Annotated in this window: 14 protein-coding genes; 8 read left to right on the forward strand and 6 right to left on the reverse strand. The window is 57.2% G+C overall.

Annotated features, from left to right (window positions below):
• Positions 1 to 3 precede the first annotated feature (3 nt).
• From ACFE7X_RS02860 to ACFE7X_RS02870, 3 genes are all read right to left on the reverse strand, one after another.
• Positions 4 to 702 carry a hypothetical protein gene (locus ACFE7X_RS02860; protein ID WP_375434150.1) on the reverse strand — a complete coding sequence of 233 codons (699 nt, stop codon included), beginning with the start codon at positions 700 to 702 and terminating at the stop codon, positions 4 to 6.
• Positions 703 to 949: 247 nt separating this feature from the next.
• Entirely contained in the window at positions 950 to 3142 is a 2193-nt protein-coding gene (locus ACFE7X_RS02865) for a carboxypeptidase-like regulatory domain-containing protein (RefSeq protein WP_375434151.1), read from the reverse strand.
• 298 nt (positions 3143 to 3440) lie between these two features.
• Positions 3441 to 3803, reverse strand: coding sequence for a nuclear transport factor 2 family protein (locus ACFE7X_RS02870; protein ID WP_375434152.1), 363 nt, complete (start codon positions 3801 to 3803; stop codon positions 3441 to 3443).
• 702 nt (positions 3804 to 4505) lie between these two features.
• On the opposite strand from ACFE7X_RS02870, the gene ACFE7X_RS02875 reads away from it, so the two are divergent.
• Positions 4506 to 5153 carry an MOSC domain-containing protein gene (locus ACFE7X_RS02875; protein WP_375434153.1) on the forward strand — a complete coding sequence of 216 codons (648 nt, stop codon included), beginning with the start codon at positions 4506 to 4508 and terminating at the stop codon, positions 5151 to 5153.
• A gap of 100 nt (positions 5154 to 5253) precedes the next feature.
• On the forward strand, positions 5254 to 6135 hold the full coding sequence (locus tag ACFE7X_RS02880; RefSeq protein ID WP_375434154.1) for a pirin family protein: 882 nt from the start codon (positions 5254 to 5256) through the stop codon (positions 6133 to 6135).
• A 138-nt stretch (positions 6136 to 6273) separates the two neighbouring features.
• On the opposite strand, the gene ACFE7X_RS02885 is transcribed toward ACFE7X_RS02880, so the two are convergent.
• The gene (locus ACFE7X_RS02885) at positions 6274 to 6618 is read right to left on the reverse strand and encodes a hypothetical protein (protein WP_375434155.1); all 345 of its coding nucleotides are present in this window, start codon (positions 6616 to 6618) and stop codon (positions 6274 to 6276) included.
• 406 nt (positions 6619 to 7024) lie between these two features.
• Here ACFE7X_RS02885 and ACFE7X_RS02890 point away from each other — a divergent pair, with 406 nt between their 5' ends.
• The 5 genes from ACFE7X_RS02890 to ACFE7X_RS02910 all read left to right on the forward strand — a co-directional run bounded on the left by ACFE7X_RS02890 (position 7025) and on the right by ACFE7X_RS02910 (position 13226).
• Positions 7025 to 8716: a PQQ-dependent sugar dehydrogenase gene (locus tag ACFE7X_RS02890; RefSeq protein ID WP_375434156.1), complete on the forward strand. Its 1692-nt coding sequence runs from the start codon at positions 7025 to 7027 to the stop codon at positions 8714 to 8716.
• 41 nt (positions 8717 to 8757) lie between these two features.
• A complete protein-coding gene (locus tag ACFE7X_RS02895) occupies positions 8758 to 9579 on the forward strand; it encodes an aldo/keto reductase (protein ID WP_375434157.1) in 822 nt (273 codons plus the stop codon).
• Between the two features lie 404 nt (positions 9580 to 9983).
• Positions 9984 to 11126 carry an SDR family oxidoreductase gene (locus ACFE7X_RS02900; RefSeq protein WP_375434158.1) on the forward strand — a complete coding sequence of 381 codons (1143 nt, stop codon included), beginning with the start codon at positions 9984 to 9986 and terminating at the stop codon, positions 11124 to 11126.
• A complete protein-coding gene (locus tag ACFE7X_RS02905) occupies positions 11113 to 11544 on the forward strand; it encodes a hypothetical protein (protein ID WP_375434159.1) in 432 nt (143 codons plus the stop codon). Before ACFE7X_RS02900 ends, ACFE7X_RS02905 begins: the two co-directional genes overlap by 14 nt.
• Positions 11545 to 12029: 485 nt before the next feature.
• A complete protein-coding gene (locus ACFE7X_RS02910) occupies positions 12030 to 13226 on the forward strand; it encodes a Gfo/Idh/MocA family protein (RefSeq protein ID WP_375434160.1) in 1197 nt (398 codons plus the stop codon).
• Between the two features lie 145 nt (positions 13227 to 13371).
• On the opposite strand, the gene ACFE7X_RS02915 is transcribed toward ACFE7X_RS02910, so the two are convergent.
• Together ACFE7X_RS02915 and ACFE7X_RS02920 are read right to left on the reverse strand one after the other, a co-directional pair.
• A complete protein-coding gene (locus ACFE7X_RS02915) occupies positions 13372 to 13911 on the reverse strand; it encodes a DUF4136 domain-containing protein (protein ID WP_375434161.1) in 540 nt (179 codons plus the stop codon).
• 195 nt (positions 13912 to 14106) lie between these two features.
• Complete coding sequence (locus ACFE7X_RS02920) at positions 14107 to 15087, reverse strand: aldo/keto reductase (RefSeq protein WP_375434162.1); 981 nt, start codon at positions 15085 to 15087, stop codon at positions 14107 to 14109.
• 151 nt (positions 15088 to 15238) lie between these two features.
• Here ACFE7X_RS02920 and ACFE7X_RS02925 point away from each other — a divergent pair, with 151 nt between their 5' ends.
• Entirely contained in the window at positions 15239 to 15688 is a 450-nt protein-coding gene (locus ACFE7X_RS02925; RefSeq protein ID WP_375434163.1) for a GNAT family N-acetyltransferase, read from the forward strand.
• Positions 15689 to 15733 lie beyond the last annotated feature (45 nt).

Raw genomic sequence — 15733 nt, forward strand, 5'->3', positions numbered from 1 at the left:
CTATCAGTTGGAGGCCGTTTGCGTTGCACTTTCGGTCAACAGTCCCTTGACGCTCGCCTCACCCCAATTCGGGCTCAGCACTGTGGCCGGCTTGAACGTGGCAAACAGCGCCTTTGCCTTTTCGTAGTGTGGCTTGGCCGCCTCCATTCCGCCCCCAAACATCTTGGGCCGGAAGTTGAAGTCGTTGCCGCGCACCAGATACACGCGCGGGTTCTGCGGATTTGCCTTTTCTGCCTGACCGAGGCTTTCCCCCACCATCGCCGTGTACTTCATGGCCCGCGTCATCGGCGACACCATGATGCGGCCTTGGTAGAGGTAGGCCTGCATCACCCCCAGCTCGGAAGCATCGGCCGCTGGCAGAGCCCGGGCCTGGTCGAGGGCCGTTTGCGCCTGGTCGAAGTACTTATCCTGCAACTCGCTGTCTTTGGTCAGGAAACCCAACCGCACGTAGCCATACGCCTGGTAGTAGCGCGGCAACCAGTCTTGGGCCGCTACAGCCGCCGCCCGCTCGAACTTGCTAATGGCTTGTTGGGTAGCGGCGGGGTTGTTGGTACCCTGCATTTCCTTGATGGTGGCGGCCATCATCTGCGTGTACACGTCAGGGGTAGCAGTAACCGTGGCGGGAGCTGAAGTGGCGGGCGTCTGCGCCGCGGCGGCGAAAGAAGCCGCACAGAGGGCGAGGGCGAGGAAGGACTTTTTCATGATGCGGAAGAAGAAAGTGGAGTAAGGTGTTTGACTGCTGTAAAGGTGCACGGCCCCACACCCCAAGAAAATTTGCGCTTACTGAAGCGTCGAATTAGTTGGATGAAGCGTTGGAACCTCACCCCTAGCCCCTCTCCAGAAGAGAGAGGAACTAGCTTTATAGTTTCTAGAGCTAGACTCTTTTGCACTAGACTCCAACTCTAGAGTTAGTCCCCCTCTCTTTTGGAGAGGGGCTAGGGGTGAGGTTCTATTCGGGCCGCTCGTTCGCGTCGCCGGGGCTTTTCTTGTTTATTGAAATGAACACGCCCACGAACAGCATGCGGGGAGCGGTGGGCGTCACAGCAGTGCGGTTGAACTGGCCGCTGGCATTGGGGGAACTAGCGTAGCGGTAGCCGTACACGTTTTGGCGGCCGAGCAGGTTGGAGGCCGAAACGTGCACGATGGTGAACTGCCCAAACAGGCGGGTGAGGTAGCTAGCGTTTAGGCTTACATCTTGGTAGGTAGGCAACACGCCTTGGTTGTAGCCTTCGTGGTTGAGGTCGTGGTAGCGGCGGGGACTGCCGTAGGAGGCGGTGGCCCCGAAGAGCGTGTTAAGTTTGGGCACCCAATACTTACCTACCACCGACACGTTGTGTCGGGCTGCAAAAGTGGGAATGGCCGACACGGGGTCGGTGCGGTACTGGCGGCGGGTATCCAGGAAGCCGTAGCTCACCCAATACTCCAGGTTTTTCACCGTTTTCCGGTCGCGCCAGAGTACGTCGAGGCCGCGGGCGTAGCCGGTGCCGCCGTTGTCGTAGGCGGCCGGATTGTATTGGTCGTGGCCGTCGTAGCGGGTGAGGTGGTCGTAGGTTTTCAAGTAGGCTTCCGCTTGCAGCAGTTTGCCGTCGTGGTTGTATTGGTAGGTGAGCACCGAATGCGTGGCCAACTCGAAACGCAACTTAGGCTGTACTAGCAGCAAACTGTTATCGGGCGTTTGGTAGAACCGGCCGTAAGCCCCCGACACCGAGCTATGCGCACTCGTTTGGTAGGCCAGGGCCACACGCGGTGCGGCATTGGCACGGCCCAGCAGCGCCGAGTACTCCATCCGCGCGCCGGCCCGGCCGGCCAGCCGGTCGCTCAGTTGAAAATCAGTTTCTACGAAGCTGGCGGCCCGCTTTTCAATGAAAGTGGTTTCGTAGCGGGTGCCGGCGTCAGTTACGCGGGGCTGATACTGCTGCGTCACTTGTTGCCCGAAGCCTTCCACGCCAAGCTTGAGGTTCCAGCGGGCACCCGCCGAATCGTTGGTGAGCACCACCCGCCCGACCAGGGCTTGCTCCAAGGTGCGCAGTTGCAGCGTATCGGGTTGCACGTTTTTATTGTCGCGCGACAGGGCCACGCCGGTTTGCACGCTCCAGCCGCGGCGCAAGGAACTACGGAAGGTGGTGTTGAGGTAGCCGTTGCCGGTTGAAAGTGCTACGGTTTGCTGGCCGGCGGGCTCGGGGCTAGGCTGCCGAATGGTGAGGCGTTGGGCGCTCCAGGTGCCGTACACTTTCAGCATGCCGGCTTGGCCGGTGCGATGGCTGAGCTTAACGGAACCACTGCCCAAGTGGGGCGCCTGCACCCACTCCACATTTTGCGGTATCAGGCCGGTGTAGGGCGTCAGGTTGGTATAGTCGGCCGACACGTCCAGCGAAGTTCGTTCCCACCGCTTGGTTTGGGAAGCTCCTACAAACAGCGACGACACCGACAGCCCCATTTGCGTTTCCGGCGACAAATCCGTAGAATTCAACAGCAACACCCCCGACAGCGCCTGCCCGTACAGCGCCGAATAGCCGCCCGTGCTGAACACCGTACCCCGAAACAAGGTGGGTGAAAATCGTCCTCGCGCCGGCACAGCGGGCACCGACCCGGTGTAGAAGTTTAACACGGGCAAGCCATCCAGGTATACTTTGGTTTCGTTGGCAGCCCCACCGCGCACGAACAGCATGCCCTCCTCCCCTACCCGCGTGGTGCCTGGCAGCGTGTTGAGCGCACCCGCTACATCGGCCAGCGCCCCGGCCGTGGTCTGGATGTCGCGGGTGTTGAGGGCGGCGGAGCGCTTCTCGTCGCTGGCTTCGAACGCACCAGCCGTTACCACCACGGAGCCTAGCACGTGCGGAGTGCCTTTCATCTTCAAGCTCAGCTTCATTGGTTGCGCATTCAAGGTTAGCGGCAATTCTTGGGGCTGATAGCCGAGTAAGCTCAGCACCAGCGTAGCGGCGCCAGCCTGCTGGGTTTCGAAGCGGAAAGCGCCGAGGGTATCGGTGCTGGTACCATCAAAGGTGCCGCGCAGAAACACGTTCACGCCCGGCAGCGACTGGCCCGCCGCGTCGCGGACGGTGCCGCTGAGAGTAGTGGATTGGGCGAAGAGCCCCAAGGTGGAGGCCAGCAGCAGGAACAGCGAGAGTAACAGACGTTTCATGGCGGTAGCAGCGAAGTGATGCCCAAAAGTGGGCGGCTGCTAAGGCCGACGAAACTTGCTGTTACCGAAGCGTCGGATTAGGGGGATGAAGCGTAGGAAGAACCTACTTATCAACTCCTCCCGCCTCACATTGCTGACTATTATAATCCGTATTAACGCTGTTCGATTCTGTGAAGAACAAGCCAATTAACATCAAGTCTTCAGCACTAACTAGCAACGCTGACAACGAGCTTTCAAAGAAAGATTCCCGCATTATTCTACTAGATAACCTATCAACAAAATTCAATAAGTAGATTCTTTATGAAGCAGGAACAATATGAGCTGCTAAAGATTGCCAGACAATTTTTCCGTCTTCAATTTCAAAACTATCTGTTCCGAGGGGGACGTTAATTATTGTGCTACTTGCATTCCAAACGATATAGGCTTTATTACCTTTTACAATTTCTTTTCTCACTTCAAAATGCAAGCTCTCTTTTGGCAACAAAGTAAATACATACGAATAAAACGAGGAAATACTATCCAAGCCTATCAACGCGCCATCTGGTGTCCATACCTCCGACGTAGGCACATAATCTTTGATTAGTGCTTCGACATCATTATTGCAAAACGCTTCTAGATGATGCCGTAGTATTGCTTCTGTTGATATTTGCACTGTTTCCATGACCAGAGAGTTGAAGTAATTAAACAACTAAAACAAGTTTACATCAACATAAAGCTACAGCATCGACTATAAATCAAATAATTCAAGTAAAAAGCAATCAGTAGGAATTATTTCCTGTTAAATAATTCCTAATATCAACTATTTTGAATTAAAATGCCGGGTTACGTTAGAGTAGATAAAGCAAAAAACTGTTTAGCTCATGTAATTTATAGGTGCAGTTTTCGTGATAGTTCTTTTTATGATAAGAAAATACTATAAGTCCGAAGTCTCATTTACAGTTTTAGCGTTTGCTTTTAGGCATCTATAGCAGTTTCATACACGATGTGTAGAGACGCGACACTTCGCGTCTCGGCGTTGAACGACCGGTACTACAAGACTAACAACCTCAGCAACGGCAAGACGCGAAGTGTCGCGTCTCTACACATCGTATACATGGTTTGTAAAACTGTTATAAACCAAGATACAATATATTATTACCAATATATAAATGCTAGTCACACTTTTCACAACCTCAAGCATGTGGAAATCCTAAGCGCAGAATTAACTGGACAGTGTAATGATAGCGCCCTTCTTTAAGGTATTATAGCTTCAGCAATATGGTTGGGGTGTCTTATAACTCCTCAATTTCCGCAGGAGACGCATCGGATACCACAATGTTGTGGTACTCTTGTACTGTACAGTTCGTTCCCAGACCGCACTTCCATGCACATCGTTTCCGTCAACGTTGGACTACCTCAAGACTATGTTTGGAATGGTAAAGTGGTCCGCACCAGCATTTTCAAGCACCCCACCTCGGAGCCAGTGCAGGTGTATGCCGAGCACCTGGCCGGTGATGGGCAAGCCGACTTGCGGGTGCACGGCGGCCCGAACAAAGCCGTGTATGCGTATCCGCAGGAGCACAACGCGTATTGGCAAAACCACCTTCCCGCCGAAAAGCTGGGGCCAGGAGCTTTCGGCGAAAACCTAACAACGGTGGGGCTGCTGGAAAAAGACGTGCGCATCGGCGACTGCTACCAAATAGGATCGGCTATCCTGATGGCAATTCAGCCCCGGCGGCCTTGCTTCAAGCTGGGCATTCGCTTGCAAGACGACAGCATGGTGCAGCGTTTCGAACAGGCACGGCGCAGCGGCATTTATTTCCGGGTGCAGCAGGAAGGGGTTGTGCGAGTTGGCGACTCAATCATATTGGTGCAGCCTTCCGCTCACAACGTCACCGTTCAGGATATAGCCGATAACCTTACAACAGGCCCGAAAGACCTAAATAAGATTCAGGAAATTCTAGAACTGCCCTACCTATCACCTTCATGGCGCGAGCGGTTCACGCAGATGCTAGCGGAAGAAAGTCGTTGACTTTTGTTGTGTGACGTAAGTAACCACGAAAGCTTCTCGCCAACCGTATTACGAGCAGTTGTTTAGTTGACGTTGCTTCGCCCCTACCCTGATTGTATTTATGACTTCCTCGTCTTTCCGCCGCATTTTCCAAGTAATTGATGGCAACAAGAAGTTCGTCGGCGACGGCTTCGACGTAACCAGCCCGATGCCGGGGCCGCGTATCCGCCAGCTTAGCCCCTACCTGCTCATCGACCACACTGGCCCGATGCCGGTGGCGCCCACTGAGGCGCCCTTGGGCACGCCGCCGCACCCGCACCGCGGCTTCGAAACCGTGACGGTGGTATATGAGGGCGCCCTTGCCCACCGCGACACGGCCGGCCACAGCGGTACTCTGGGCGCTGGCGACGTGCAGTGGATGACGGCCGGCGCGGGCCTGCTGCACGAGGAGCGCCACGAAAAGGAATTTGCCCGGCAAGGCGGTACCCTAGAGCTGTTGCAACTGTGGGTGAACGTGCCCCAAAAAGACAAACTGGCCCCACCCCGCTACCAAAACATTCGGAGCGCCACCATTCCTAGCCTGCCGATGCCCGGTGGCCAAAGCAGCATCCGCGTCATTGCCGGCGAGTACGAGAACCTGACCGGTCCCGCCGAAACCTTCTCGCCTATCACGCTCTTGGACGTGCATCTGGCCCCAAACACGGAAACCACCCTGCGCCTGCCCGCTGACTACAATGTGGGTATTTATGTAGTGAAAGGCGCTATCACGCTGCACGGCAACCGGTCCGCCGTTGTCAAGCAACTAGTGGTATTTGGCTGGGACTCGACCGATATTCAACTCACCGCTACCGAGGAAACCGTTCTGCTGGTGCTGGCCGGGGCGCCTATCGAGGAGCCGTTGGCTACGTATGGCCCCTTCGTGATGAACACCAACCAGGAATTGGTGCAAGCCATTGCCGATTTTGAAAGTGGTGGTATGGGTAAGTTTCCCGAAGACGAGTAGCCGGCTAGGCCTGGCAATTCAGTTGCTCGAAAGCAGGACTTTCCAATGCTTCACCCCTCATTTGTAAGCAAACGGCGCCCGTACCATTGCAGTACGGGCGCCGTTTGCTATTGGCAGTTTAGCTAACTAGTAGCTTCACTAGTCGGCGTTGCCGGTAGCACCATCGTCGGTGAATTCACCATCGTTGTTGGGGTTGTGCACTGTGGATTCGGCTACTTCGTTGTTCAGGGCCACATCCACCGGAGCTTCGGCGTTAGGAGCCGTTGGGCTGCCCGAAGCTTTGGCACCACCTTTCTTGCCGGTCAGAAACGACCAATCGACTTTGCCTTTAGTCAGGTAGTAGGCACCTGCGGCAGCAGCGGCTACGCCTGCACCGACGAGGACGTTCGTTTGGTTTTTGGTTAGTTTCAACTTAGTCAATCCAGCTAACTTATTGTTGCCGGCGCTGGTTGTTTTTTTGGATTTGATTTTCTTCTTGGCCATAATATTTAAGGCTGGGGGCTTGGTTGAAAATGAAGGCTTACTGCAAAGCAAGCCTTGTTGGAAGGCAGTGGAACCGACAGCCGTTGCGAGGCACAGAAGACCGCACATTCCCAACCGCACCGTGGCAGATGTTATACGGCGACGGGGGAAGATGTTATACTGATTTCACGAACCAATATCATATTTCAGGGCTATCCGCATCTAACTCGCTCTGTTGCAAACAGTATAAGTCGCTTATTGCCGCGACGTTGCCCGGTATCAAACCGCCCGTTTCACCGCAAGGTCAACCATAACCTAATTAGCTGCCTGAGAGTAAGGAAAGCCGCCTTTCCAAAGAATGCTTTCCAGCTAGATCCCCCGAGAATTCATGCGGCTACAACTTATAGTTTTGTGTGGTATAGGCGTTATGCTGGTTAGCCAGGCACTTGCTCAAACGGTAGCGGGCCCGCAGGGCGAGCAGTTCACCGAGCGAGTGGTGGCCCGCCAGCTCAGCGACCCTTGGGAAATCACTTACGGCCCCGACAATTTCGTGTGGATGACCGAAGCCAAGGGCTACCGCGTCAGCCGCGTAGACCCGGCCACGGGCAACCGGAAAGTGCTCCTGGACGCAAGCAAGGAGCGGCACTTCCCGCGCTACGACAAGATTCCGGATTCGGTGGACGGGGGCAAGCCCTGGCCGCAGGGCGGCCTGATGGGGTTGGCGCTGCACCCGCGGCTGTTGCAAGGCCAGCCCTACGTGTACCTCACCTACATTAATTCGTTTGCGGGCGCCAACCAGCCCGGCAAAGGCGGCGCCCCCAACCACGGCGGCAACTTTTTTACGGCCCGCCTGGTGCGCTACGAGTACGATGCCGCCACCCAAACCCTGGGGCGCCCCCTAGTGCTTTGCGACACCATTCCGGCCAGCAACGACCACAACGCCGGCCGCCTGCTCATAGCCCCGGTAGCCGGCCGCCACTACCTGTTCTACTCAGTGGGCGACTTAGGCGCCGGTCAGTTCGAAAACGGCGGCCGGCCCAACCACGCTCAAAACCCTAACTCGTACGAAGGCAAAGTGCTGCGCTTCAACCTGGAGCCCGATGCCGACGCTAACCCGCAAAACCGCTGGATTCCGAACGACAACCCCTTTAGCACCAAACGCCAAAGCGCCGTGTGGAGCATCGGCCACCGCAACGCGCAGGGGCTGGCGTACGCCGTGGTGGGCGGCGCAGGCCGGCTGTACTCGTCGGAGCACGGACCGTTTTCGGATGATGAAGTGAACCTCGTCGAGAAAGGCAAAAACTACGGGCATCCGCTGGTGCTAGGCTTTGCCGATGGCAACTACAACGGCTTGGCCGCGGCGGCCTCCGAACACGCCAGCTTGCCCGGCCCCTGGCACACCACCTACCCCACCATCAGCAGCGAGCAAGCCAACGCCAACGCCCTCGGAGCCACCTACCGCGACCCGCTGGCCACGCTCTACCCCCTCAGCCACGACTTTCTGACCACCGTCTTGACCCGCACCCGCAACCACGACCCCGACGAGCCGACTTGGAACTCGGAAGCGCCCAGCAGCCTGGCGGTGTACACGGCTACGGCCATTCCGGGCTGGCAAAACTCGCTCTTGATTCCGACCCTGAAACGCGGCAAGCTGGTGCGCCTCAAGCTCAACGACAACGGCACAGCCGTAGCCAGCGACACGGTGATGTACTTCAAAGCGCCCGTCCGCTACCGCGACATTGCCGTTTCGCCCGACGGCACCAAGCTCTACCTCGCCACCGACAGCGCCACCATCACCTCCGGACCCTCGCAGGACGCGCCCAAAGGCACCGCGTGCAAGGGCTGCCTGCTCGAATACACCTATGTAAGCGGCGGCTCAACAACCAACCCGCCGGTTACGGCCCGGAAGGCGCCAAGCCCGGAGAAGGCCTTGCAGGAAGTTACGGCCATGGTGCAGAAGTTGCAGTTGAAGGACCGCCGCGTGAAGCGGGCCGGTTTGCCGCCAACCCAGCGCCCGGTGTTCGATTTACTGCTCAAACCCGTGCTCACCACGCAGGAAAAAGCCGAGGCGCAGCAAAACGCAGCGGCCTTGCTGATGGCGCTACGGCAGCAGATGTAAGCGCCTCGGGCCTACCTCTTACCTACGTTCTAGCCCTTCCTATGCTCACTCGCCTGATTCCTTCCAGCCAGCAGTTGCTTCCCGTTGTTGGGGTGGGCACTTGGCAGACGTTTGATGTGCGCGGCACTGCCGCCTATCCGCAGTTGCAGCAAACCCTAACGACGCTGCGCGCGGCTGGTGGCACCGTGATTGACACGTCGCCGATGTACGGCCGGGCCGAGGAAGTAGTGGGCGACTTAACCAGCCAAACGGAAATACCCGACGCCTTCTTCTACGCCACCAAAGTGTGGACCCAAGGCCGCGAAGCTGGCATCCAACAGATGGAAGATTCGTTGCGCAAGCTGCGCCGCCCGGCCGTGGATCTGATGCAAATTCATAACCTGGTGGACTGGAAAACGCACCTGCGGACCCTGCGGGACTGGCAGGCCGCGGGCAAAGTCCGGTACGTGGGCATCACGCACTACACCAACGCCATGCACGACGAGCTAGCCCAGATCCTAGCCACTGAGACTATCGATTTCGTGCAGTTCAACTACTCCATTCTCGACCGTAATGCGGAAAAACGGTTGCTTCCCGTGGCCGCGGAGCGCGGCGTTGCCACGCTCATCAATCGGCCTTTCACCAAAGGCAATCTGCTGGCGCAAGTGCGGGGTAAGGTGCTGCCGGACTGGGCAGCGGAGTTGGGCATCACCACTTGGGCGCAGTTCCTGCTTAAGTTCTTGGTGGCCCACCCAGCCGTCACGTGCGTGATACCCGGCACCCGCAACCCCGACCATCTGGCCGATAATCTGCTAGCAGGCGAAGGGGAACTGCCGGACGAAGCCGTACGGGAGAAAATGGCAGCTTACGTGCGGGCGCTGTAGGCTTACCGGTCTGCCGCTTTCAAGCGGGCGTATCGGTTGGCGAAGGCTGTAGCGCGAAGCCTGCGCTTCGCGTATCGTTGAACGATGATAGTCGTAACCTCCTGGCAGTCAGCAACGGCACGCGAAGCGCAGGCTTCGCGCTACAACCTCTGTGGCACCTTACCTGCTATAAGCTAGGCGGCCTTATTTACAGCGCCCAAGTGATTATGTTGCGCTACTTGCAGCACAACCGTCTAGTTGACTAATAGCCTATTGCATAGACACTTATTGCCATTGGGTTGAGTGCGTTTTACTGTTAAGATTGAGTGCCGTTGGGACCTGGCTCGTCTATAACCAGTTGTGTTTGAGGTCGTAGGTCTGAAGGAGATACCACAATTAGTTGGACCCTTTCAGTTGTGTCAAACATGAAACTCAAACCCCTAAACCAACAGGTAATCGTCATCACGGGCGCGTCCAGCGGCATCGGGCTGGTAACGGCGCGGATGGCAGCTAAGGAAGGCGCGGCCGTGGTACTGGCCGCCCGTAATGCCGACGCTATTCGGCAGCTCGCCGACGAAATAAATAGCCAGGGCGGACGAGCACTAGCCGTGCCCACCGACGTCGGCAGCGAGGAAGATATGTTCCGGCTGGCCGCGGCTGCCGTGGCGGAGTTCGGTACCTTCGATACGTGGGTGAACAATGCGGGCGTGTCCATCTTCGGCCACTGCGACGAGGTGAGCATCTCCGACATGAAGCGCATGTTCGACACCAATTACTGGGGCGCGGTGTATGGTTCGCGCTTGGCCGTCGAGCACTACAAGCGGCGCCAGGAGCCTGGGGCGCTCATCAACATCGGCAGCTTTTTCGGCGACCGAGCCACGCCGGTACAATCTACCTACTGCACCTCCAAGCACGCGCTGCACGGCTGGACCAATGCGCTACGCATGGAATTGGAGATTGAAAAAGCGCCGGTTTCGGTGACGCTCATTCACCCCGGCCGCATCGACACGCCCTACAACGAGCACGCCCAAAGCTACTATGAGCGCCAGGTAGCCCACCGGGGCATGGTCTATCCGCCCGAAGCTGTAGCCGAAGCTATTCTGTTTGCGGCCGCACACCCCAAGCGCGACATGTACGTGGGCTTCCAAGCCAAAGCCCTGGCGGCGGTCGGCCACCTCGCGCCGCGGCTCATGGATAAGATTATGGAAGCCCTCATCTATCCCACTCAAATCGACCCCAAGCGCCCTTCACGCAACCACGAAACCTCGGGCTTGTACCAGGCTGGCTACGGCTTGCGCGAGCGTGGTTCGCACGAAGGCTGGTTTCGCTCGGGTAGCTATTATGTGAAAGCCCAAAAGCATCCGCTGCTGACAGCTGCGGCTCTTTTTGGCCTCGGTACCGCCGCCTGGATGCTCGGCAAATCCTCTCGTGACAACCAAAACGGCCCGGCAGAAACCACTACCATGACCGAGGCGAACGGCACGGCCGAGGCCAATCTGACGGACGCGACTTCAGCGCCAATAGAGGAAGTGGAAGTAACGATAGTAGAGGTATATGGCGCAATTTAATTCGTGGCTAACGCAAGCCGCGGCCAACGCGCTAGTTGGGGCTAGCTTGTTGGTGCAACGTGTGCCCAAACCGATTTCGCCGCGAGCACACGCGTATTTCGATCTACTGGTTTTCCCGGCCATTATGGGCTTGGCCGCCTGGATGTGGCAGCGCAACCGCAGAGCAGCCATGCTCATAGTTGGCCACGGGCTGTTGGAAGGCACTACGGCGGCCATTACCAATTTTCCGCCGCCCGGCCCGTTTCCGCTCATCAGCTTCCGCACCCACGTCGGCATTGGCCTAGCAAGTCCACCGCTGTTTTTAATCGTTAGTAGCCTCGTTCCCGGCATTCCGTGGGCTGACCGGAAGATCGTGCTGCTCTTCGGCACTTTGCCTATTCTAGTCAACGGCCTAAGCGACACCAGCAAGCCGCGCTGATTGTTTTGCCAGTGCTCACCCAAACACGACCCTGTCCTTCCGACGCAGGAGGAATCTGAGGAAAACACGTTCAAAGAACTAACTCAGATTCCTCCTGCGTCGGAAGGACAGAGCCGTTGCTAGTTATTTAGAGCTTGTAGGGAAAGTCTTTAGAAAATCATGCTGAGCATGTCGAAGCCTCTCTCCCGCTTTGTTAGAATGAAGTGGTAGAGAGGCTTCCACACGCTCAGCATGACGTTTCAGTGGGCTTTGGCGGATTTTCTCTATACCCTCTTAGATGAAGTAACAACGCAGGCCCCAGCAGTTACGTGAACTGTCGGGGCTTTGTGCGTAACCATCAGCCGCGGAATCAGGTACGCCTTAGTAGTAAAGCGCAAGTACTGAGTAGCTGGATTCTTTTGCGGCCGTTTGCTCTTGAAATATTGGCACGAAATCCACTGGCTTGCTACGTACGTCGTGCTCCTTAACACCTCCAACTCCCTGCTATGAAAACCTTTGACTCCTCTTCTTCTGCTTCCCGTCGGGAATTTATGCGCACCTTCTCGTTAGGGGTGGGGGCTACGCTGGTAGGCACTTCGGCTTTAGGCGGGTCGCTGGCGTGGCTAGACGAAATCAGCTACGGGCCCGCCAGCCTGGAGGCCTTGCAGACGGGTAAGCAGCTCGGGGTGGCGCTGGTGGGTTTGGGCGGCTACAGCTCGGGGCAGTTGGCGCCGGCCTTGCAGAAAACCAAGCTCTGCAAGTTAGCGGGCATCGTGACGGGCACGCCCACCAAGGCCACGCAATGGAAGCAGCAGTACCAGATTCCCGACCAGAACGTCTACGACTATAAAACCTTCGACCGGATTGCCGACAACCCGGCCATCGACATTATCTATATCGTGCTGCCCGTGGGTTTGCACGCCGAGTACGTAGAGCGCGCCGCCCGCGCGGGTAAGCACGTTATCTGCGAGAAGCCCATGGCCACTTCCGCCGCCGACTGCCGCCGGATGATTACCGCCATGCAGAAAGCGGGCAAGAAATTCAGCATCGGGTACCGTTTGCACTTCGAGCCCCACAACCAGGAAATGATGCGCCTGGGCCAGCAAAAGGTCCTCGGCCCCATCAAGAAAATGAGGGCCGACAATGGCTTCCGGGCCGGGGGCATGTCGTGGCGGCTCGACAAGGAGCTAGCCGGCGGTGGGCCGCTCATGGACATGGGCATCTACTGCGTGCAGGGCATCATCTACACTAAAGGCGAGTTGCCGGTGTCCGTCACGGCTAAGTTCACGCCCAAAACCGACCCGGTGCTGTTCAAGGAAGTGGAAGCCGGCATCAACTGGCAGATGCAATTCGCCGACGGGGCCGTGGCCGATTGCCGCACCAGCTACGCCGAAAACATGAACAGTTTGCTGCGCGCCGAAGCCACCAAAGGCTGGATGGAGCTACAACCCGCCTTCGGCTATGGCGGCCTCGATGGTCGCACCAGCCAGGGCCCGATGAACGTCGAAAACGTGCCCCAGCAAGCCCGCCAAATGGACGACTTTGCTGACTGCATTCTCAACAACAAACCCACCCGCGTACCCGGCGAAATGGGCCTGCGCGACATGCAAATCATTGAGGCCATCTACCGCGCCGCCGAAACCGGCCAGAAAGTCTCCACCAAAGATGTAGTGGCCGTACTAGATAAGGTAAGCAGCAGGTAGAGGCAGGCTGTAGCACGAAGCCTACGCTTTGCGTATGGTTGCTGAGGTTGAACGACGTGCATCTACGCGGTACCGTTTGTTCCTCGATACGCGAAGCGCAGGCTTCGCGCTATAGTATACGCCCGAAAAAATTACCCTCCATAAATTACTGCTTAGGCGCTACCGGATACTTTTCGAACATTTCGGTAATGCCCTCGTTGATGCGGGACGCGAGTTTTTCGGGGTCTTTGGAGAGCGTGCTAGCGGCTACGCCCTGCCAGATTCGCTCGTTGCGAGTGGCATCTACCACGTCAATCGTGGCGGTGCCTTCCGCATAACGGTCGACGGGCACTTCCTCACTTTGCCAACGGTAGCGGCGCTGCCCGATGTAGCGGGGCGCTTCGTAGATGGTCGTCTCGCGGGTCTGTACCTTTTCCTGCGTCACGACGCCGATGTTAACTAACAGGTCGGGCAAATCGGCGCGCTGGTAGCCACGGCGTTCCATCTCGCGAGCTACGGCCGCTTTCAATTCTTCAATGCCTGCACCGGAGCCTTGGAAAGCGGCCTCATTGCGGGCCGTTACGTCCATGAAGTTGTAGGTTTTGTAGGCCGAGAAATTAACTCCTGACGTTTGGCTGGTCGACTCTACGCGCACCGGTGAGCAGGCCGCAAAAGCCAGCGAGAGCAACAAAAACAAGGTTTTCATAGGTAGTGAAATCTGAAGTGAACAGAAAAAGGCCCTTTTAAAAGAGCTAACCAACCCAACACCTGTCCTTCCGACGCAGGAGGAATCTGACTTGATTCGTTGAAAGACTTCACTCAGATTTCTCCTGCGTCGGAAGGACAGGTGTTGGGTTGGATATGAACCGGCCTTGCAAACAGCGTAGCAAGCAACTCCTGCTTACGAAAAACCCAATACCGGGTGAGGCTGATACGGCTCTTCGAGTCGCTTGATTTCTTGCCCTGAAAGCTTTACGCTTACCGCCGCTACGGCATCTTCTAGGTGGCCAGGTTTGCTAGCCCCCACAATGGGCGCCGTGATGACAGGTTTGGCCAGCATCCAGGCCAGCGCCACTTGCGCGTTGGGCAAGCCGCGTTCCTGGGCTATTTCCGTTACGCGGTCGGCCACCGCAAAATCGTCGTCGCGGCCGTAGAGGGATTTGCCGAAGTTATCGGTGCGGGCGCGCTCGGTTTCATTGCGCTCTTTGCTGCGGCCACCTGTGAGCAGCCCGCGCGCCAGCGGCGACCAAGGGATTACGCCGATGTTTTGGTCTTGGCAGAGCGGCAGCATCTCGCGTTCCTCTTCCCGGTACACCAAATTGTAGTGCGGCTGCATGCTCACGAAGCGGGTCCAGTTGTGCTTATCAGCCAAGTACAAGGCTTGGGCGAATTGCCAGGCAAACATCGAAGAGGCGCCGATGTAGCGGGCCTTGCCGGCTTTCACCACGTCGTGCAGCGCTTCCAGCGTTTCCTCGATGGGCGTGTTGTAGTCCCACCGATGGATTTGGTAGAGGTCCACGTAGTCGGTGCCGAGGCGCTGGAGGCTGGCATCAATGGCACTCATAATGTGCTTGCGCGAGAGGCCCCGCTGGTTGGGGCCAGGGCCCATGGGGTTGTACACTTTGGTAGCCAGCACAATTTCGTCGCGCTTGGCGAAGTCCCGCAAGGCCCGGCCTACCACTTCTTCGCTGGCGCCGTTGGAGTACACGTCGGCGGTGTCGAAGAAGTTGATGCCGAGTTCCAGGGCTTGCTGAATGAACGGGCGGCTTTGCTCTTCGTTCAGGGCCCAGGGCCAACGCTCAGTAGGCGTGCCGTAGGTCATGCAGCCCAAGCATATTTTAGAGACTTTGAGGCCAGTGCCTCCCAAACGAATATAATCCATAGAAGTGTGGTTGTGGGCACGCAACGCGGCCGGAGTAGAGGAGGGTATACGCAGGACGTACCGTTAGCGCTGTGGTGGAGTTTACGCTTGCACTTGTCGGCGTTCCGCTATTCCCCGCATCTTAGCACTCCCTCCTGTTTTCCTTTCGTTCATGACCTTAACCTGGACCACCAAGCCTTTCGCCGCCCTTTCCCTCTCCGAACTCTACGCCCTGCTTCAACTGCGCTCCGAGGTGTTTGTAGTGGAGCAGACCTGCGCTTTTCAGGATATAGACGGGCAAGACCAACTGGCTTATCATCTGCTGGGGTACACCGAAACCGGCGAACTGGCCGCGTATGCCCGCCTCTTCGACGCTGGTGTCAGTTACCCCGAGGCCAGCATCGGGCGCGTGGTGGTAAGCCCCAAATTCCGGCGCTACGGCTTGGGTCGGGAGTTACTGCAACAGTCTCTTGCGGCGGTGGCCAAGTTATTTGGCGAGCAGCCTATCCAAATCGGGGCGCAGCTCTACCTGAAAGAATTTTACGAGAGCTTCAACTTCCAACAGCACGGCGAGGGCTACCTAGAAGACGGCATCCCGCACATTCACATGCTGCGCCCCTAACCACGCAAAAAGGCCCGGCAATGCCGGGCCTTTCTCATTTTTGGT

Origin of the sequence: uncultured Hymenobacter sp. (genome assembly GCF_964242765.1) — a bacterium.
Classification (GTDB): domain Bacteria; phylum Bacteroidota; class Bacteroidia; order Cytophagales; family Hymenobacteraceae; genus Hymenobacter.